Source organism: Rickettsia conorii str. Malish 7 (assembly GCF_000007025.1).
Classification (GTDB): domain Bacteria; phylum Pseudomonadota; class Alphaproteobacteria; order Rickettsiales; family Rickettsiaceae; genus Rickettsia; species Rickettsia rickettsii.
On the sequence record NC_003103.1, the window covers coordinates 134,694 to 156,237 of the forward strand.

Here is a 21,544-nt window from a genome sequence, read left to right on the forward strand (position 1 = left end):
TAACTAGTTATGAAATTATTTCCTCGTAGTATACTTATAACATTAGTATTAAGCTTTGCCCTAAATTTAGGGATAGTTACTAAAATTCATGCTAAAGATACTCTTGATAGCATTGTAGATATTTTGAGTGGCTTAACTTGCGAAACCCAAGGCGTAGGCGATTTGCTGCGTACTGAATTTTCTCATACATGTATTGTTGCTCCGTTCTTTACTTTTGCGGTAATGAATCTTGTCTCTCCCGTTTTATACATGAATACGTTTTTAAAGCTTAAAATAAACGACAGTGATTTATTTAACGATAGTAACTTTGGGAATTTTCCCGGAGGTCAATGTACTCGTGAAAACAGAATTGATCCTAAAAATCCAGAATTACGCTTTGCTTTATGTAATAATGCTAAATTAATTGTATCTCGGGCAAAATCTGTTGCAGAATCGGCACTTGCTATTGCTAAAGCCGTCTTAACAGGGAGCGACCCTTGGGATGATATAAAGACAGCATGGGCAAATAAAAAAAAGGAATATCATGTTCCATATAGTGGTAAGCCCGGTGATGACGGTTTTGCATTTGATTTAGGCTTTCCTGTAATATATTGGAAAGTTATTCAAGATAAAGATAGAATATGCGTATCGACAAAAGGATTTACAGGAGACGTTCCCGTTGGCTGTAAATATATGAAAGAGCCGTTTCCAAAATCCATGTATAATAGCTTTATGGATGTAGCAGATAAGGATTTTATTGAGGATCCAAATAAAACTCCTACCGATCCTTTAGCTTTAGTTTCCTGTAGTGCAGCGGGTGATGGATGTTATCAAAAAGCTTATAATGCTTCAAAAACTGCAGTAGTCATGACTTCTCCTCTTATAGAATGTATGAGGCAAATGATTGCTAGATTACTAATTAGTAAAGATGTTTGTAGTTTTGATAATGTAAGCCAAGTGGTTAATTTGGTTTCAAGGCAAGATAGTGTATTCTTTCAGTTTCAAGTAGGAATGTATAAAATAGTTACGGCTTTTCTAACTTTATATGTTATGTTTTTTGGCTTTAAACTATTACTTGCAGGTGAAGTGCCGCCAAAAAGTGAGTATATAAATTTTATATTGAAAATGATATTCGTAACTTATTTTTCAATAGGAATTAATATAACCCCTGGTAATGGTTCTCCGTATGACCGGTTAGACGGCATGATTCAGTGGGCGTTTCCTTTCTTACTTGACGGTATAAACGGTTTAGCAAGCTGGGTTATGAATGCTGCTCCGTCCGGTTTATGTAAATTTAACAATCTTTCTTATGACGGTACCGTTTCTTATATTGCATTATGGGATGCATTAGATTGTAGGGTAGCTCATTATTTAGGGCTTGATATATTATCTACGTTACTTGTCGAAAATGCTTATCGCAGTCATGATTTTTTAAATTTTGATTTCTTTAGTTTTAGTGCTCCACCATATATTTATTTGCTAATTCCGGCGATAATCTCCGGTAATATGATGTTGGTGTCACTCGCTCTTTCTTATCCGTTACTTGTGATTTCGGTTGCTGCCTTTATGGTTAATGCAACGATTATGTGTATGATATCTATAGTAATACTCGGTATTTTGGCTCCTCTTTTTGTACCTATGTTTTTATTCGCATATACAAGAAATTATTTTGAGAGCTGGGTTAAACTAATGATCTCGTTCTTGCTACAACCTATGGTGGTAGTTACTTTTATGATCACAATGTTTTCGGTATATGATTATGGTTTCTACGGTAAATGTCAATATAAGAGCAAGTTAATTCACAATAGTATAGAAGACAAAATTCAAGGTGGCATTACTTCTAAGAGGGATGTTTTAATATTTTACATTAATAATGATTGGGATGATACGTCACAGTATCCTGATAAAGATGCCGTAGAAAGCTGTCAAAATAGTTTAGGTTATATGTTAAATAACCCTATTACCACGGTATTTAACTTTACAAAAGATAGTGTAAGTGAAATTGTCGGTAGTAAACCGGGTAGTACCCCTACCGATAAATTTCTTGCTAAATTCCAGTTTTTATCAGGAGTAGTTTTAGGGCCCGGAATGTTTTTCATGTCTCCAAAAGTGCTTTTTGAGAAAATTAAAAATATTTTGCTTGCGTTAGTTATGGCATGTTTTACATTGTATTTGATGTATAATTTTAGTAGTCAGCTAGCTGAATTTGCTGCAGATATGACGGAAGGAGTAGCTCTTAATAATGTTGCTATAAAACCGCAAGCAATATTTAAGGCAGCTATGGCAGTACTTGCTACTGCGGGTGCTGCAACTAAGGGGGGCGATCAGATAGCAAGTAGAGGAGGAGTTGGTGATTTAAAAGCTGGTCAAGGTGGAGGAGCAAGTGATTTAGAGGTAGGGAAAGGCGGACTACCAAATGATAATATTGCTGCAAGTGGAGGTACGTCGGCACCTGCGGTAACAACGCCGACAGCTTCGTCTTCTGTAGCAAGTTCTAGCCCAAAAACTGTAAGTAGTGAAGCAAGATCAGATGTTGTTACTCCTCCTGCTCCTACAGAAGCTGTTTCACCACCGCCTGCTAGTATTAGAACTTCTATTTCTACACTTGCACCACGTGTTGGAAAAATCATAAGAGATAATAATCAAGAAAGTAAAAAAGAGATTGATAATACTCCGCCTTCACAGGAAAAAGTTGATAATGCAGCTCCACAAGAAAAAGTTGACAGCACAAGTAAAGGTACAGGAGTAATTGATTATAGTTTTAACTTAAAGGAACATGATAATCCGACAGGCGTAAAACAGATACGGGAAAATGCAGAGATTCGAGATAAACGTGTAAAAGTAGAAAAAGCATGGAATGAACTAGTAGCAAGAGGAGGAGGAAGAGTCAGAGAACAAGAAGGAGGAGAAATATCAGAACGACGTGCAAATGCTGAAAAGGCATGGGATGAGTTAGTAAAAAGCGGCGTAGTAACAGAAAAAAAAGATAATAGTTCTAATGAAAACTCTTAAAACCTTAAAGATATTTATTATAGTTTTTATAGCGTCTGTAAGCTTAGCTAGCTTTGCCGGCTTTGGAGAATCATGTTCTAGTTTACCGACTACTTCAGATGGGTATTTAGAAACGGACACGGCATATGGCTATATAATTCGTAATATTGATATGAAGGATCCGAGAGGTAATTGTAACTCAGTTGCGTCTAGTATAACGTTTTGTTTTAAAAATGTAGAAGGTAGTAGTAGCCCTTGCACCATGTATACTTTAAATGAAGGTGACTCTAAAAAGATTAGTGATTTAAGTACCGATAATAATCCTGATCTTGGAGCAAATCCTGTATTAAAGAATATCGTTTTAACGGTTAAAAAATGGGATAATGATCTATGTTTAGTTATGCCTACGTCAAGGGGACCGATGCCGGTAGCATGTAAATCTTTGAGTGCTACACCGACTCCACCTCCTTCTGAGGATAAGAATTGTAATATAGGCAAAAGTTGCTATACGGGAGCAAATTATAGTCAATCGTTAATTAATTTTTCCGGTCTTGCAGTTCAGTGTTTGAGTGAAACGCTTAATAAAATATTTTTTGCTGGAAAGAGTTGTAGTGCTCAAGATCAAAATTCTAGAATAACTAATCTTGCTGCTTTTTCTACGTTTCAAGGTTATTTAAAGAGAATTATAGGTGCGGCATTAATTCTTTATACTATGTTTTTTGCCTTTAATATGGCTCTAAATACAGAATATGCAAGTACTGAAAAAATAGCTCTTTTTGTAATAAAATTCTTATTTGTTGCTTATTTTTCTATCGGTCTTGGACCTTTAGATTTTAGCGGCGGTCAGCCGACAAAAGAAAACGGTATGTTAAAATATGGATTACCTCTTTTGACAGGAGCAGCACCGGACTTTGCACAGATGATCTTTAATGCAGCAGGTTCTAGAGGATTATGTCAATTTGATAATTCAAAGTATAAGGACGGTTATAAATTTTACGGTTTATGGGATGCGATTGATTGCCGTATAGGTTATTATCTTGGCTTGGATTTACTTTATAATATAGATAAGAATCGAGTGTTAGGGAATGTGGTCGGCAATGGTCCCCGTGGTAATAATACACCTATACCTAATTTTGATCCTGAAGGCAAAAATGACAGACCGAAGGATTTAAGTAAAGCAGGAGCACTTAGATTTTTTACCGTTATGTTTGGATTCTTTATGGCCGGAAATGTTATTATACTTGCAGCAGGTTTAGTATTTTCTGTAATATTTTTATCTATACTTTTATATTTTATTACGCATTATTTAGTTTGCATGATTACTATTTACGTTATGACATATATTTCTCCTATATTCATTCCTATGGCTCTATTTACTCGTACAAAAGCTTATTTTGACGGGTGGCTAAAAGTATGTATTTCATGTGCATTGCAGCCGGCAGTAGTAGCAGGTTTTATAGCTTTATTAATAACTATGTATGATTCCGCAATATTTAAAAATTGTGAATTCCTGAGATATGATTATGAAAGAGGGGATATTAGATTTAGTACTTTTGAGTTAAGGCTTCCTGTTGGTGGGGCAGATAAATGTCAGGAAAGTTTTGGATATAAAATGTTAGAATATTATGCAGGTAAAGGTTGGGAAGAGCATTTATTGATACTTTTTCCAATAAAATCAATTGTTAGAGATGTTGTATCTATTTTAGCAGAACTTTTATGCGTATTAGTATTTTCGGTTATTTTTTATTACTTCTCTAAATCTATAGGGCGATTTGCTTCTGATTTAACTAATGGTCCTAATATGGATGCAGTAACGGCAAGTCCCACTAAAATCGTTGGTTTAGTAAAGAAAGGAGCAGCTTTCCTTAAGGATGCTGCTATGGCTTCGCAAGGTAAGCCGCTGGTAGGAGATAAGCCGGGTGTTGGAGGTAAGCGTAAAGAGGGAGAGCAGCAAGGCGGGGATTTAGCAAGCGGTTCGGGTGGAGGTAAATGATAGAATATGCAGGGTAACTTATTAAAAGTTTTAGGAGTACTTGCTATAGTAGCAACGTTAGTTTGCTTTATTTTTGCAGCACTTGGTATGATAGGAGCAGTAAAAGTCGGTGACAGCTGCTACATGAGATATGCGTCGGACGGTCAAGGAGGAGCGGATTCAATAATCGGTACTATAACCCTTAATGCTAATGCTAATTATGTAAACACTGCTAAGATGTTGTCCGACGGCACGACTCTACTTGTTCCTGATCCTACTCGTTACGGTGAATGGCTAAATACTCAGGTGCTAGTAGAAAACAGCCAACCGGTGAATTTACAAGTGGTCGGTCAGGTTAGTTTGTGTTTAGCTTATATACCGAAAGATAATTTACAACGTACAGGGGCTGGATCTAATTTAGACGATAACGGTCAAATGATCCCGATTCCTCGTATTAACGATGCAAATAATCCACCTGTCTCTCTAATAATGGATGCAAAAAATAATGAATGGCGTAATATTGCCGAATTATACGCCAATGATAGAGTTTTAGTTTCCGTATCTCCTAATTTTGCCAATACGGATGCGACAGTTAAAGATGCTTTTAAAGGTGCTGAAGTTACGCAAGATTGTTCAGAGAATAAAACTACTTATAATCCAATTTGTGGAAAATATTCTGTTTATTCAGGTGAGTATGTCAATGCTTGCGAGTTAAAAGAGAAGTATTGGAATTGTGAAGTCACATGGAGGTGCCCTACCTGGCATGAGCAAATAGGTTGCGACTGGGGAGCATTGGGCTGTGTTGCGTCTTGTAAAAAGATACCAGAATGTACAACGAAATGTATGGCTTGGGTTAATATAACGAGACCAGCACCAGAAAACTACCTAGATGATGGGAGTTTTACATTTTCGTGGTCTGACAACACAGGTAAATTATTTATCGACTATTCAGCCCTTCAATGTTCTTATAATGCTAATATTCCTCCAGTTGATAAATGTCCTGATCGTGTTCGCGATCGTCGTATAAAAGATAAAGATTATATTGGAGGTGTACATTGTACTTCGGGCATATGTAGCGATGGAGATTTTCAAAAGAATCGGAGATTTTGGTATACGGCGGACGGTAAAGGAGGCAAAGGACCAACTGGATTAATATATCAAATGAATGATGCGGGTTCTGTAAGTCAAGCTCTGCCTTCTAAGCTAGAATTTGCTAAATTTGTTGCAGATACAGATCAACCGCCTGACTATAAAGGTAAAGACGGTAAATATTTATATAAAGTTATATATAATATACCTTTTAACAGTAATATTGCAAAAAGTTATTTACAATATAGGCTGTGGTCGCCTACCTCACAAGATAGTAGTAAGAATACGGGAGGATACGTTTTAAATATTAAACAGACTAAATGCTATAGAGAAAACGGTAATAGTTTTAACGATACTTTTGATGATCGAGGACGAGTGCAATACATCATAGTAAAGCCTTCGGAAAACCCGAATACTAGCGGTAAAACCTATTCACCTCAAGGAATTAGTGTTGATAGTGAAGGTAAATATAGCTTTAACGCAAATGAGGCGGGTTATATATGGATGAAAATTCTAAATGATCCTGGTAATAATTTAAGGGACTATAAAGATAGTGAAGGTAGCTATAAAGTACATTTCTCAACATCCTTAAAAGTAGGAAGTTTTACTATTAAAGTAATGAATCCGTTACTTCAGTTATTTAAAACTAAAGTGCAAGGGGCTGCTACTTCTATTTTTAAAAATATGGTATGTTATAAAGCTAATGATAGTTCGTCCTGTACTAACTTTTTTACCTATATTAAAGCAATTTTAATTCTGTATGTGATGACTTACGGAGCAATGTTTTTACTTGGTTTTGCTAAGATAAACCAAAAAGAGCTAGTAATTAGAATAGCAAAAATCGGGGTAGTTAGCGGACTTATGAACGGTAATACCTTTGAATTTTTCAATAACTATCTTTTTGATGCAATTACCAATTTTTCAGACTCAATTATTGCTAATATGAGTGGATATAGTTTGTTTACTTCTACTAATACTATTTCTAATCCTTTCATGTTTTTAGATGCAGTAATGAGTAAAATATTTTTTAGTCAAACCTTTATCGCTCAATTACTTGCACTTCTTTCTCTTGGGCTTAGCGGTATTATATATTTTATAATTACTTTTATTGCGGTTTGTATAGTAATTATTACGGCGCTTAGAGCTGTTGCCGTTTATATTATGGCATTTATGGCAACTTGTATATTAATCGGTATAGCCCCTTTATTTATTAGTTTCTTATTATTTGATTTTACTAGGTATTTATTTGATAATTGGGTGAGGTTTACGATCCGCTATATGATGGAACCGGTAGTTATGATGGCAGGTATTATAGTGCTAACACAACTATTTACCATTTATCTAGATTTTGTTTTAGGTTATAGCGTGTGTTGGAAATGTGCTTTACCGATAAAAATTCCGTTTATCGGTACTATTTTACCTATTGCCTTGCTGAATGTACCTATCTTCTGTATTAATTGGTTTGCCCCTTGGGGAATGGATTATATGTCGGGTATGATGGGAGTAAATATGCAAAATATCGTAGCTCTAGTTATTATTGCTTACGGTATGTACGGTTATGTCGAATTTTCAGGACGTATAGTAGTAAAATTAACTAGTGCTGTTGGGCCTTCGGCTACTGAAATTGGTGGTAAAATGTCTCATGATGCAGGACAAAAAGTATTAAGTTCAATAGGAATGGATGATAAAACAAGACAAGGTATTACCGGCAGAGCGGAAGCACGATTAAAACAACGCAATAAGACATTAGATCAGGCTGAGAAAAATAGGAAAAATACGCAAAAAGAAGGGGGCGAGAAGACAAATGAAGAACCACCTAAACCTGAAACACCGAAATAGAGGGTGAATCGAAAATCGTCATTGCGAGGAAATTATGAAATAATTGACAAAGCAATCTCAGGAGTGATTTCATGAGATTGCCGTGCAGCCATACAACTGCTCGCAATGACAGGTTTACTATTTAATACTATGGACAAGCCACGGTATGACGTGTTGGATAACAATTTAAAATTATGAAAATTCTTAAGAGTTTAGTTTTATTAGTTTTGTTTATGGCGATGCCAGCTAAAGCCGATGATGCTTTTTCATGGATGTCAACCAGTTTTGGTGGGCTAAAAAGCTTATTCGGTTGTTTAGAAGTGCCTGAATTTACAAGTTTTCAAGAGGGTAATATAGGAATTAGTTTATCTACAGCCGGAATTTGGCAATCAACAGGTAATACTGTTCAGAAAGGTAAATTGTTAAAAATAAATTGGTCTACTTCAGGTATTACTCTTGAACCTAGAAAATATCTAGTATTATATAGAATTGATCCAAGGTTTAGTATGCCGCAAGTTTTCATTAAAACTTATAATTATTCTAAATTACAATTTGAAGCTTTAGGATTTCCTCGTTTTGTTACGGACAATAACAGTGAAACACCGGGGACTATACCGCCTGATAAAGACCTTGATGCACTTTCATTTACTAAAATGTCTGATTTTGTTAAATATTTTAACTATTCTAACGGTAATTCGAGAATTGAAGTTAAGGCCGGCGATGTAGTAAATATTAGTTTAGTTGGTAAAGATAATTTTTTTAGCCCTAATACTCTAAAACTTCCTAATACCGTAGATAATATTTTAACACAGGAACTTGATAGCTCGATATTCGCTGCTTCTGCACTTTATACTCAAAGTAACCTTGGAGATTTTGATAATAGAATAATTTACTCTTCTGCAGAGCAGGTGTGTAATATGATAGATAAGGAAAGAAAAAGTGTATGTAGCGGCACGGGTACTGCTACAAAGTATAAAAATACCGATAATGGAGTAATAGTCGGTAAGCCTATGATAACGGGAGCGGTACAGTATTTCATGGGCTTAATTAAGGCTTGTCCTGCTAATGCCGGTATAAATACTAGCCCTGCTTGCTATTACGATCAAGGTAGAGGGATGATAATTAAAGTAGGCGGGCAGGTTATTAAGGGACAAGATCAGAGTTTTGTAAATTCAGGCAGTACTCAAAGTAGCTTTATATATTATCAAGCCACTAGCGGTGGTATTATGGATTTTACTAGCGATTGGCAAGTTAGTAACATGTTTAGTAATTCAGTTTTAATGAATGATTGGAGCCGAAATTTTTCAAATTATGCTAGTTTTGTAGATTATATAAATAAGAATGATTGGTCAGCTAATTTTTTATATTTTGGTTGTTATTCAATGATTGTTGAAATAGGTAATGGGGCAAATTTAATTAATCCTGATGATCAACAAAATATAAAGTTAGAATATTTAATAACGTCTGATGGTACATTACCTGATCCATCTGTTCGTGGTATGCCGGTAGATTATAACTTTGCGACTGATGCCCCGCAAGATGGATATTTATGGTTAAGGGTGGTAAATCCTAATAGTAATATACAAGGGGTAGTTAGTGTAAATTATGCTAATTATACCGGTACAACTTGGTTTTCTGATATAATATATAACGGTGCTATTAAACCTATTACAGATCAGTTTAGAACTTTTAGTCAAAACTTTTATATTAAGTTAGTTAAAAATTCTGCAGTGCAGAATTTAGCTAAAACTGCATTAACCCTTTATGTTACTATATTTGGGCTAATGTTCGTTACAGGAGCATTAAAATTAACTGCCGTAGAAGTAATAACACGTATATGCAAAATAGCTATAGTAGCTTTTTTAATTAGAGAAGAAAGTTGGAGCTTCTTTAATACATATTTCTTTAGTGCATTTACTGACGGTATTGATTTCTTTGTAACTAACGTAGTAGGTGCTACAAGCTCTAGATCTAATATTTTTGGTTTTATTGATCCTATATTTGATAAATATACTAACGGTAGGATTTGGGGATTACTATTTATTGAATTATTACAAATACATAATGGTTTAGCATTTATCGCTATTATAACCATTTATTCACTTATTACTTATTTTAGAGCTATTTTAGAAGTTATAATAGGTTATGTGATTGCATTCATAGGGGTAACTGTTATGATTTCATTGGCACCGTTTTTTATAATATTAATGTTATTTGAAAAAACTAAAAGTTTATTTGATAATTGGATATCGACATTGCTTAGCTATGTAGTGCAGCCGACAATATTATTGATTTTCTTTTTATTGATAGATCAGGTTTTATCTGAGCAGCTTTTAAAAGTGGTAGTTAGAGCCTGTTGGGATACTCTTATACCAATAAAAATAGGGCTTGATTTAACAAATCTTGGTATTCCGATTCATTTCTCTTTTACATTACCGTTCTTACCCGGAATACCTTTCTATGTACCGGATGTTCCAGAAATTAGTAGCTCGAATATTCTAACGAACAATGCTAATACTTTCTTAGTATTATTTACTACGGCTTTATTATTTTATTCATATTGCTTGATGTCATATAGTTTAGTAACTTTTGTAAATATAGTAGTTGGAATGCTTACAAATGTTACACCGGCACGAATATCAGGAAATTATCAAGAACGTTCTGATCCTGTGGGAGCCGTTATGCAGGATATAGATTCAGTAACAAAACCGATTAAAAAGGCTGCAATGGCTCCGGCTAGAGTTTTCAAAGACAAGATAATTGATCAAAATTATAAAGCTAGAAAAGCGGAAGTAGGTGGTGAATTTACAAATAAATTTCTTGCTGAGCGTAATGATGTGAAGAAAGAGGAAGGAGAGAAGAAAGAATAATTGTAAATATTTTCACCGTCATTGCGAGGAAATTGCATAGCAATTGACAAAGCAATCTCAGGAATTTAATACTGCTTCATGAGATTGCCACGCTCCCTATGGTCGCTCGCAATGACATTGAAATTAAGACATATGGAAATAACACATAATAAATGAACAAAAATATTTTTATTACATTATTAATATCGCTATTGCTGCTTTCCGGTTGTACCGGCGATACTTGTATTGACCCTGATGATTTCGGTTTTATCAAATTCAATGTCTCTGCTAGATATGATCCGGAAGAAATTACTTCAAGACAGGAAGGTAATCAGGTAGCACCATGGCGTGATAGTGCTTATAAAGTAAACGGCTATCCTTTAACCATTATGGTAAGACCGTGGAGTTATATACTTGGCGATAAAAATACTTCAGGTCAGTTATCTGCATGGTGTCCATGGTATGGTCAAAAAAATAACACAACTACTTTGGCTGCTTTTTGCGTTAAGCTACAACCGTGTACTTTTTGGGATAATACTAGACTTGATATGTGTACTCCTAATCCCGCAAATCAAAATGATGCAATGATTAGTAATGCTCCATGTATAATGACAAACGGTGTCGGGCTTTATTTTCTTATTGCCGCTAAAAATACCGATCCCAATATTTCACCGGACTCACAGAGTAAACCGCAAGGTATAACTCAGCATTTAGGAGAGGAGCTTACTTCGGGCTATGAATTTTATAGTACTAGTAGTACAGGACAATTCTCGAAAGCCGGCGGTATAAATTATCAATATAAAGGTGAAGATAAGTCAAAATATGCTCAATCTCCTCTTTATTTTAAGATTATAGATAAATTTTATAATGATAATAGCGGGCAATATAGATTAGTAATAAAGTCCGGAGTTACTGATACTAGAGCCGATCCGCTACAATTTTTAACGGATTTAATAAAAGGAGTATTATTTGGTAAGGATGGGATTATAAAGAAAACTTATCAACAAATAATTGATACGTCGGGTTATAGGATGAGTGTCTCGGCTATTTTAACTCTATACATAATGTTTACAGGCTTTTCCTTTTTAATAGGTAATATAAACCTTACTCATGTCGAACTTATAGTTAGAATATTAAAAGTTAGTATAGTCTCAATATTATTAAGTACTGATAAAGCTTGGACATTTTTTCATGATTATTTATTCGTATTTTTTATTGATGGGGTTCAGCAAATACTGCAAATAATTAATGAAGCTTCGGCTACCGGTCCCGGTTCTCAAAGCTTGCTTGGGTTACTTATTTCTCCTCAAACTTTATCTAAATTATTTTCTTTACTATTTGTTGATTGGCTTGGTTTTATATATATCATTCTATATTTAATAGCCTTATATTTTATTTTCTTTCTTATATTTAAAGCCACTATTATCTATCTAACCGCTCTTATAACTATCGGTATGATTATAATTATGGGACCGATATTTATTTGTTTCATGTTGTTTAATATAACGCGTTCGTTATTTGAGAATTGGTTAAGACAATTAATATCATATGCATTACAGCCTATAATTTTATTTACCGGTATCGCTTTTATTTCAATGATCATCAGAACCGAAATATATTCAACGCTTGGTTTTGCAGTATGTAAACATGATTTTCCTAATTTAGGTCCGATAAATGAAATATTCGGTAGCTTCCTTGAGGATATAGATCCAAGCCTGGGTCATTCAATATTTTATTGGTGGTTCCCAGTACCGATGAAAGGTGGTATAAATAATTTCCACAAAGCAAATATATTAGTTCCTAAAGATCATATAGTAGTAGATGATTCTTGTAAGAATGACCCTGATAAATGTAAGCATTGTGCTGCGTATGAGTGTATAGATGAACGCTATATTGAATTACCGTTTTTAGATTTAGTTAAAGATGCAAAAAGAATTAGTAATTTTATAAATGGGAAATTTGTCCAACTTGATGGGATATTACTAATTTTTGTGTCTATTTATTTGCTAAGTAAATTTAACGATACTGCTATATCGACGGCACAATTTATTGCCGGTACTTCAGGTAATTTAACAGAAATACAAAAAGTTAATCAGCAATCTTATGAATCTGCAGCGAAACAAATGAATAGACCGCTAAATTATGTGGCTAAGACGGTAAGTGCACCTGTAACTAGCCGTGTAAGTGCCGGGAAAGAGCAAGTTCGTATGTTTTTTGCCGAGAAGTTTGAAAATATGATGATGGGAAGGCTTGAAAAGCAAGCTCTCGGTTCTTCAGCAAATAAAACCGTACAAAATGAGGTTAAGAGAAAATACGGTATAGATTCTAAAGATGTAAAAATGAATGCTATTACGGATTATGAAAACGGTATTGCAGGATTATTAAAGAATTTACCTAAGGGGAATGAATTAAAAGCAAAAGAACTATCGCAAATGAAGTTTACTCAGCTTCGAGATAAAATTGCTGCAAATAAATATGGAGTGAAAGATTACGCTGCTTTAAGTAAAGAACAAAAAGCTGAGCTTGATAAGTCATTAAAAGATGCTAACTTACGTGAACTCGCTAGCGATGCAAACTTTACTAGAGATTATCAAGATGCTTATAAAAATGCTCACCAAGAAATGTCCGGGCGAGGTGTTGGTCTGTTCGGTAAGAATATAGGAGTGCTTAGAAGTTGGCAAGAGATAAAACATCGTGTTGATACAAAACGTAAATTAAAAGAAGAAAAGCGTGTAGGTATAGGCGAAAAAATATATGCAGGTTATACAGGAATAAAAAGAGGAGTTTTAACTGCAATAGTCGGTAAAGATTTACGTGATGCTTATGAGGGTAATCTAACCAGTGCCGAATGGCATGATTTTGAATATAACGATCCAAGGCTTAGAACTTATAGCGAAAAATTAAAAGATGATGAAAAAGCACGAGAACATGAAGAGCTCCAAATGCATATTAATAAGGAGGCGCTAGCTGCTCAAGCAGATATATTATCACCGGAATATCTAGCAAGACTAGAAAAAGCAGGCAGACATAGTGATGTGGAATATTATCAAGAATTAGCTCAAAGAAAGCTTATTCATGAGGTGCATGGTAGGTTATTTGAGGAAGGTGAACCGGTAATGATGGGCGACAGATTTATGCGTGAGAAAGCTACTGATTCTCAGATGCGCGATATGATAGATAACGCTCATAGAAAACATGCAGAATTTATAGATGGAGATCGATATATTCGTCGCCAAGAGCATTATGATATTATGCACGAGAAAGCCCAGGAAAATTTAGAGCAAACTTATAAAGAGCTTAAAGATCATTTCAAAAGAGATGATATCAAGATCGAAGAAATGCCGGCATTAATAGCACAAAAAGTTAAAGATACCGCCGAGGGAGCTGAAATAGACCAAAAGATTACAGAAGAGCTTAATAACTTTAATGCTGATGTTAAAAATTATGAATATAGTACTGAAGTATTAAATAAAATAGAGGATAGAAAGCAAGCCATTACCGATGAAGTCAATGCTCAGATCGATAAGATTAATAAATATAGAGAAAATGCCAAAATGCAAACCTATGTAAAGCCTATAGTAAACGAGGGTAGAAAGCTAAGAAAATTAGAAGATCATTTAAGAAATATGAAGTAGAATAACTCATAATTGTTTTTTTTAACAATTACAGTATATAGAATATGTAAAAACAAACATATTGATGAATGATCAAACTAAAAATGGTTCTGAAGAACTCAAGTATTTATCATCAGATAAAAGCTTAAAACCGCAAAAAGTTGGGAAGAACTATTTACAGAACTAAGCTCAAATCCTACTAATGATTTTTTTCTGAAGGAAGAGAAGATTCTCCACCGCAAGAACGAAATTGGAAATTATTTAAATGATTGATATATAGCTCTTATGTAATTCTTGCGAAAGCAGGAATCCAGAAAAATAACTTCAATATTGATACAGAAGTTACATATTTGATAAAATAAGCATATAAAAAACAAGTTTTTTTATGCTTTACTGGATTCTCGTTTCCGTGGGAATGACATTATAAGGGTATTTTCCGAACTACGCAACAATGCCTACACGCGAATATACACTGTTGCGTTAATAGCATTTAAGAAATGCCCGCTAAAAACAATAATTAGTTTTCCCTTTATTAATTAACTTATATACTATCTAATTAAGTTAGTGATTAATTTATTAAGGGGTTTATGAAGAAGCAACATATAATAATATAATAAACGAGACTTTTTTAGATGCCATTCTAGCTAAGAAATTAGGTACTACTTATACTCCGCCAAAAGAAATCAACGATCCTGACTGTGATGAAGCAGCAAAGCATTTCATCGATCTATTACTTAGAGCCGACGGCTTTAAGCCTGTTAAAACTAAGTAATTAATGTTGAGTATAGCCACGAAGCAGCAAAAAAAGCCGTAGAGCTTGCGAAGCAAAGGGAAGTTGCGGCTATTATGCCAAGGGGGGCGGGGGGCGCTTCATACTGATAAGCTTATGTCTGTGGTAGTTTATAAGGAGAATGGACTCTACGTACTGAACGTCGTATAAGCCATGCTTTCTTAATGGTAGTTGCTACATTTCCAAAACCGTTCATTATTACCGATGCTGCTATTAATATTCGTCCTACTCTAGAAGATAAGCGTGATATAGTGCAGAATGCTATTGATTTAATGCATATGATCAGAGAAGACACGCAGGTTAGAGTTGCGGTATTATCGGTAGTTGAGACGGTAACTTCTGCAATCCCTACAACCCTTGATGCTGCTGCTTTATCGCAAATGGTAGATAGAGGGCAAATTACGAATGCTATAGTTGACGGACCGCTTGCGTTTGATAATGCTATTTCTTTATTTGCTGCAGAAGCAAAATGCATTAGCTCTTCAGTTTCAGGAAATGCTGATATATTAGTAGTACCTGATCTTGAATCAGGCAATATGCTTGCAAAGCAGCTAAAATATTTGGGTCAAGCGGTTATGGCTTATGGCGGGTATCGTTCTTGGAGCCCGTGTTCCTATTATTTTAACAAGTAGAGCCGATCCTATGGTATTTCCTGTGTACTTGCTTCATTTATTTATAATCACACTAAGGCGAAGCTACATATCCAAGCAGGTAAATAATGAAAAATGTTATTTTAATAGCTAATGCCGGCTCATCTAGTTTGAAAATTTCTATTTTTGAAATTCAGAATGAAAAAGTTAAGGATAAAATTTATAATATTTTTTTAGAAAAAATGATAATGAAATATTATTTCATATAAATAAAACACAGGCATCTGCTACCGACATTAAAAATGATGCTATTGAAATGATTATTGATCTTTTTGAAGATTGGTGGAAAAAACAACAAAATCTCAAGTTAATTGCAACCGGTCGCCGTATTGTCCATGGCGAGAAAATTTTTAATAAACTGGTTATTATTAATGAAAAAGTTAGTGAAGATTTAAGACCATTAATACCTCTAAAAGTCCCTTGCATCAACCTTATAATTTGCAGGTACTGGCTTTATTTCTTCAAAAATATAAAGAAATCTCACATATAGCTTGTTTTGATACGTCGTTTCATTTTACCAATCCTCCTATTACAAAAGTTTTCGGTTTACCGAAAAAATATTATGATAAAGGGATAATTCGTTACGGTTTTCAGGGGTTATCATATAAATATGTTAGCAGCCATTTTAACGAAATGACAAAGGAAGATTTACCTACAAAAAGACTATTATAGCTCATTTAGGACGCAGTAGTAGTCTATGTGCTATTAAAAACGGTCTTAGTTTAACAAGTTCCATGGGCTTTAGCGTACTTGACGGTGTTATGATGGGTACAAGGACAGGTAACCTTGATCCTGGAGTAGTGTTATATCTTATCGATCATGAGCAAATGACTACGAAAGCAGTAACCGAGTTACTATATAAGAAATCAGGATTACTCGGTATGTCCAGTGAAAGCTCCGATATGCGTACTTTGCTTGCCAGTAACTCACCTGATGCTAAATTTGCTATAGATTTATTTGTATATCGCATTGTACTTGAAATAGGTAAGCTAACTGCTGCACTTGAGGGAGTTGATTGTCTAATTTTTACTGCCGGTGTTGGACAGAATTCCACTGTAATACGAGAAATGATTACTGAAAAACTTTTTATGGCTAGGCATTAAAATAGATGATACAAAAAACCAAAAAAATGAGCATCTAATAAGTGCTGAAAGCAGTAAGGTTAAAGTTTTCGCTGTGCCGACAAACGAAGAGCTAATCATCGCTGAGGAAGTGATGAAGTTTTTATAACACAAATTGGTTAATTTTTAATTACTTATACATCTATTTTTCTTTATTAACTTTTTTTGAAATATATGCAACTATAGATATATTTTTAACTTAAATTTGGGGGGAAGTTATGCCAGAAGATTTTTTGATAAAATGAAAGCAGAAAAACAAATAAAGGATATTAAAAATAATAAGATAAATCCATATAATGATGCAATGAAGAAAGATTCTAGAAAAGTGGGTTGATGCAGAGGCAAGTTATAGCTAAAAACGCAGCAGCAGGTTATAAGACAGCATTAAAAGAGCAGCAAGCAAAAGAAGCAGGTATTAGTTTAGATAAAGATGCTATGAAACGCTTAGAGAAAATAACAAGTCCATTAATATAGCAGCTGCTAAGAAAGCAGAATTTCAAAAATTTCAAAGTGATCAAGCTCATAAAACGCATCAACAAAAAGCTGAAGCATTTAGGAGTGGTACAACAGCTGCTGCTAAAAAACAAAGAAAAGAAGATTATAGGACAGGTGGGTGGGATAAATAATTAAATTATAATTTAATTGCGTTAATTGGTACTGTCTACTATTTTAAACGTATGTCTATACTTCATGCCACAATCTTAACCGTTTTTCCTGAAATGTTTCCTGGAACTCTAGGACATTCTTTAGCAGGACAAGCACTAAATAAAAATATTTGGTCATATGACGTTATTAATATTCGAGATTTCGGTTTAACTAAGCATAAAAATATTGATGATGAGGCTTATGGCGGTGGTAACGGGCTTATAATGCGTCCTGATGTTCTAGGCAGTAGCATAGATCATGCTCTTGCTTTAAATCCTAATGCTGAAATGTACTATCCTTCACCTCGCGGTAGAGTCTTTACCCAAAGCTTTGCTAAAGAGATGTTAAAAAATAAAAACCTCATATTCTTATGTGGACGTTACGAAGGGATTGACGAACGTGTAATTGAAGAGTATAATGTTAAAGAAATTAGTGTAGGCGACTACATTTTATCCGGCGGAGAAATACCTACCCTCACCATTCTCGATTGCTTAATTAGACTACTGCCAGGTGTTTTAATGAACCAAAATACCTTATCTTCTGAGTCTTTTGAAGAAGACGGGGAATTTAAGGGCGGGCTTGAATGCAGCCTATATACAAGACCTGAAATTTGGCGTGGTCGAGCTGTACCGAGTGTTTTGTTATCCGGTAACCACAGGCTAATTAATGAATGGAAAAAAGAGCAATCACATATGATTACTAAATTACGCCGTCCGGAGTTACTTAAAGATTTATAGAGTTAAGGAGTTAAAAAATGAATATTATTGACCGCTTTGAACAGGAAAATATTTCAAAGCGTACTGCAAATAAAAAAATTCCTGATTTTGAAGCCGGCGATACAGTTAAGGTAACTGTTAAAATTATTGATAGATCGATTGAGAAAGACGGTAAGGAAAAATTAACGGAAAGATTTCAAGCTTATGAAGGTGTAGTTATCGCAAAAAGAAATCGCGGTATTACTTCATCTTTCTTAGTACGTAAAATTAGCCACGGTGAAGGAGTCGAAAGACGCTTTATGACTTACTCGCCGATGGTACACTCTATTGATGTAGTAAAATACGGAGTAGTTCGTCGTGCTAAACTTTATTATTTAAGAAATAGAAGCGGTAAGTCGGCTAGAATTAAAGAGAGACATATCCCTATTGCTAAAACTAAGGCAGCAAAAGCTTAAATATATTTGTATCTCTTATGTCATTACTGCGAAAGAGTGCATTGCTACGTGAATACTAAATACGTCATTGCAAGCAGCCGTAGGCTGCATGGCAATCTCATGAAATAATAACAAACTCCTTAGATTGCTTCGTCAATTACTTCGTAATTTCCTCGCAATGACGTATGCCTCAAATCCCTAAAGTATCTCTATAAAGCTCAAGCATAGCGTCCTGCTCGGCAAGTTTATCTTTATCTAATTTCTTTAGTTTCAATATAGATTTCATAGCTTTAACATCAAATCCATGTGAAGAAGCATCTTGGAAGATATCTTTTACTTCTTGAGATAAATCAGCTTTTTCTTGTTCTAATCTTTCTATTTTGCTTATATATTGCTCTAATTGTTCTTTTACTACTACTTCTGACATAAAAAATCATTTAACCTTTTTGAATTTACTATATAATACAAATATAATCCTTATTCAACAAAATATATAATAATGCAAATTTATCCTTTAAGACTTTTACCTAATAAAATCGATTTTGATTTTATGAATTTTAAAAAAGTTAGTTACACTTTCTCAATTATTTTATCACTCATTAGCTTTATTTGGATCGGTATATATAAATTTAATTTCGGTATTGATTTTGCCGGCGGTATAGTTATTGAAGTAAGGCTTGATCAAGCTCCTGATTTGCCAAAAATGCGTGGGGTTCTAGGCAAGCTTGGAATAGGTGAGGTGGTCTTACAGAATTTCGGTAGTGAGCGTGATTTATCGATTAGATTCGGTAGTAGTAGTGAAGAAAATCTCATGAAAAATATTGAGTTAATTAAGGGATTTTTGCAAAGTAATTTTCCGTATAAGTTTGAATATCGTAAGGTAGATTTTGTCGGTCCGCAAGTCGGTAGGCAGCTAATAGAAGCGGGGGCTATGGCGATGCTATTCTCTTTCTTAGCGATTATGGTTTATATTTGGGTGCGTTTTGAGTGGTATTTTGGTCTTGGTATACTTATCGCCTTAGTGCATGACGTAATACTCGCTCTTGGGTTTATGAGTATGACAAAGCTTGATTTTAACTTAAGTACTATTGCTGCAGTGTTAACTATTATAGGTTATTCCGTTAATGATTCGGTAGTAATATATGATAGGATTAGAGAAAATTTACGTAAATATCATAAAAAAAATATCACGGAAATTATAAATTTAAGTATTAATGAGACTTTATCAAGAACTATTTTAACTGTTATTACCACGCTACTTGCCAATTTAGCCCTTATTCTTTTTGGCGGTGAGGCAATCCGTAGTTTTAGCGTACTTGTATTTTTTGGGATAATAGCCGGTACTTATTCCTCAATTTTTATCTCTGCTCCGATACTTACAATGTTTGTTAATAGGAAGTTTAATAAAAAAGTAATAGAAAGGTAAAGAATCATCATTGCGAGCAGGCATTGTTGCTTGGGCCGGCTTTATTGTCATTGCGAGTGGCCGTAGCCTGCATGACAATCTCAGGATTTTGGCACGAGGTTGCTTCGTCAAAATTTTCAATTTTTCCTCGCAATGACGTTTTTAAGCCATAATGAGAATAGTTTATGCTAAAAGAAGAAGACAAAATTTTTACTAACCTGCATGGGCAGCAAAGCCATGATTTGAAATCTAGCAAGAAGCGAGGCGATTGGGAGAATACTAAAGCTTTGCTTGATAAAGGTAGAGATTTCATCGTTGAAGAGGTTAAGAAATCAGGGCTTAGAGGGCGAGGAGGTGCCGGATTTTCTACCGGTATGAAATGGTCATTTATGCCTAAAAATTTAGAGAAGTCTTGCTATTTAGTAGTAAATGCCGACGAGTCTGAGCCTGGCACTTGTAAGGATCGTGATATATTAAGGTTTGAGCCGCACAAATTAATAGAAGGTTGCTTGCTTGCAAGCTTTGCTATAGGAGCGAATAATTGTTATATCTATATTAGAGGTGAGTTTTATAATGAAGCCTCTAATATTCAGCGTGCCTTAGATGAAGCCTATAAAGAAGGGTTAATAGGAAAGAATTCTTGCGGTTCGGGCTTTGATTGTAATATTTATTTACATCGTGGGGCGGGTGCTTATATTTGTGGCGAAGAAACGGCATTGCTTGAAAGCTTAGAGGGCAAAAAAGGTATGCCTCGTTTAAAGCCGCCTTTTCCTGCCGGCTTTGGGTTATATGGCTGTCCGACTACTATAAATAATGTTGAGTCTATCGCAGTAGTGCCAACCATTTTAAGACGAGGAGCTAGTTGGTTTGCTGGTATAGGTAAACCTAACAATACGGGCACTAAGATTTTCTGCATATCAGGGCATGTTAACAAGCCTTGTAATGTTGAGGAAGCAATGGGCATTTCGTTAAAAGAATTGATTGAGAAATATGCGGGTGGTGTTCGTGGTGGATGGGATAATCTTAAAGCCATAATCCCGGGCGGTTCTTCCGTGCCTTTACTTCCTAAGTCATTATGTGAAGTGGATATGGATTTTGATAGTTTAAGAACAGCAGGTTCTGGACTTGGTACAGGCGGTATTATAGTTATGGATCAATCTACCGATATTATTTATGCAATAGCAAGGCTTAGTAAATTTTACATGCATGAATCTTGCGGGCAATGTACTCCTTGCCGTGAGGGTACGGGCTGGATGTGGCGAGTTATGATGCGACTAGTTAAAGGTAATGTCAAAAAATCTGAGATAGACGAACTCCTTAACGTTACGAAAGAAATAGAGGGGCATACTATCTGTGCTTTAGGTGATGCGGCAGCTTGGCCGATTCAAGGGCTGATACGCCATTTTAGAAGCGAGATTGAGGCAAGGATAAAGAGTGATAGTGTGGTTTGACTTTTTATCGTCATTGCGAG

At 34.9% G+C, this 21,544-nt stretch carries 12 protein-coding genes and 2 pseudogenes; 13 read left to right on the forward strand and 1 reads right to left on the reverse strand.

Annotated features, from left to right (window positions below; all coding sequences use genetic code 11):
- Positions 1 to 9 precede the first annotated feature (9 nt).
- From RC_RS00740 to rplS, 11 genes and pseudogenes are all read left to right on the forward strand, one after another.
- A complete protein-coding gene (locus tag RC_RS00740; protein ID WP_010976819.1) occupies positions 10 to 2,991 on the forward strand; it encodes a type IV secretion system protein in 2,982 nt (993 codons plus the stop codon).
- On the forward strand, positions 2,978 to 4,963 hold the full coding sequence (locus tag RC_RS00745; protein WP_010976820.1) for a type IV secretion system protein: 1,986 nt from the start codon (positions 2,978 to 2,980) through the stop codon (positions 4,961 to 4,963). The genes RC_RS00740 and RC_RS00745 overlap by 14 nt, the downstream gene beginning before the upstream one ends.
- Before the next feature lie 6 nt (positions 4,964 to 4,969).
- Entirely contained in the window at positions 4,970 to 7,870 is a 2,901-nt protein-coding gene (locus tag RC_RS00750) for a type IV secretion system protein (protein WP_010976821.1), read from the forward strand.
- A 173-nt stretch (positions 7,871 to 8,043) separates the two neighbouring features.
- Positions 8,044 to 10,719, forward strand: a complete 2,676-nt coding sequence (locus RC_RS00755; RefSeq protein ID WP_010976822.1) for a type IV secretion system protein — start codon at positions 8,044 to 8,046, stop codon at positions 10,717 to 10,719.
- Between the two features lie 152 nt (positions 10,720 to 10,871).
- On the forward strand, positions 10,872 to 14,333 hold the full coding sequence (locus RC_RS00760) for a type IV secretion system protein (RefSeq protein WP_010976823.1): 3,462 nt from the start codon (positions 10,872 to 10,874) through the stop codon (positions 14,331 to 14,333).
- Positions 14,334 to 14,922: 589 nt separating this feature from the next.
- A pseudogene (locus tag RC_RS00765) lies at positions 14,923 to 15,821 on the forward strand (bifunctional enoyl-CoA hydratase/phosphate acetyltransferase).
- Positions 15,821 to 16,982 (forward strand): annotated as a pseudogene (locus RC_RS00770) (acetate/propionate family kinase). Before RC_RS00765 ends, RC_RS00770 begins: the two co-directional pseudogenes overlap by 1 nt.
- A 96-nt stretch (positions 16,983 to 17,078) precedes the next feature.
- Positions 17,079 to 17,207 (forward strand): hypothetical protein, encoded by a 129-nt coding sequence (locus tag RC_RS10685; protein ID WP_267878452.1) that lies wholly within the window; start codon positions 17,079 to 17,081, stop codon positions 17,205 to 17,207.
- Positions 17,207 to 17,347 (forward strand): hypothetical protein, encoded by a 141-nt coding sequence (locus RC_RS09545; RefSeq protein ID WP_016830618.1) that lies wholly within the window; start codon positions 17,207 to 17,209, stop codon positions 17,345 to 17,347. The genes RC_RS10685 and RC_RS09545 overlap by 1 nt, the downstream gene beginning before the upstream one ends.
- 203 nt (positions 17,348 to 17,550) lie before the next feature.
- Positions 17,551 to 18,255: a tRNA (guanosine(37)-N1)-methyltransferase TrmD gene (trmD, locus tag RC_RS00785; RefSeq protein ID WP_010976828.1), complete on the forward strand. Its 705-nt coding sequence runs from the start codon at positions 17,551 to 17,553 to the stop codon at positions 18,253 to 18,255.
- Positions 18,256 to 18,272: 17 nt separating this feature from the next.
- Complete coding sequence (rplS, locus tag RC_RS00790) at positions 18,273 to 18,689, forward strand: 50S ribosomal protein L19 (RefSeq protein ID WP_010976829.1); 417 nt, start codon at positions 18,273 to 18,275, stop codon at positions 18,687 to 18,689.
- A 169-nt stretch (positions 18,690 to 18,858) separates the two neighbouring features.
- On the opposite strand, the gene RC_RS00795 is transcribed toward rplS, so the two are convergent.
- A complete protein-coding gene (locus RC_RS00795) occupies positions 18,859 to 19,095 on the reverse strand; it encodes a DUF2312 domain-containing protein (RefSeq protein ID WP_004996682.1) in 237 nt (78 codons plus the stop codon).
- 72 nt (positions 19,096 to 19,167) lie between these two features.
- On the opposite strand from RC_RS00795, the gene secF reads away from it, so the two are divergent.
- Complete coding sequence (gene secF / locus RC_RS00800; RefSeq protein WP_010976830.1) at positions 19,168 to 20,094, forward strand: protein translocase subunit SecF; 927 nt, start codon at positions 19,168 to 19,170, stop codon at positions 20,092 to 20,094.
- A 164-nt stretch (positions 20,095 to 20,258) separates the two neighbouring features.
- Positions 20,259 to 21,524, forward strand: coding sequence for an NADH-quinone oxidoreductase subunit NuoF (nuoF, locus tag RC_RS00805; protein ID WP_010976831.1), 1,266 nt, complete (start codon positions 20,259 to 20,261; stop codon positions 21,522 to 21,524).
- Positions 21,525 to 21,544 lie beyond the last annotated feature (20 nt).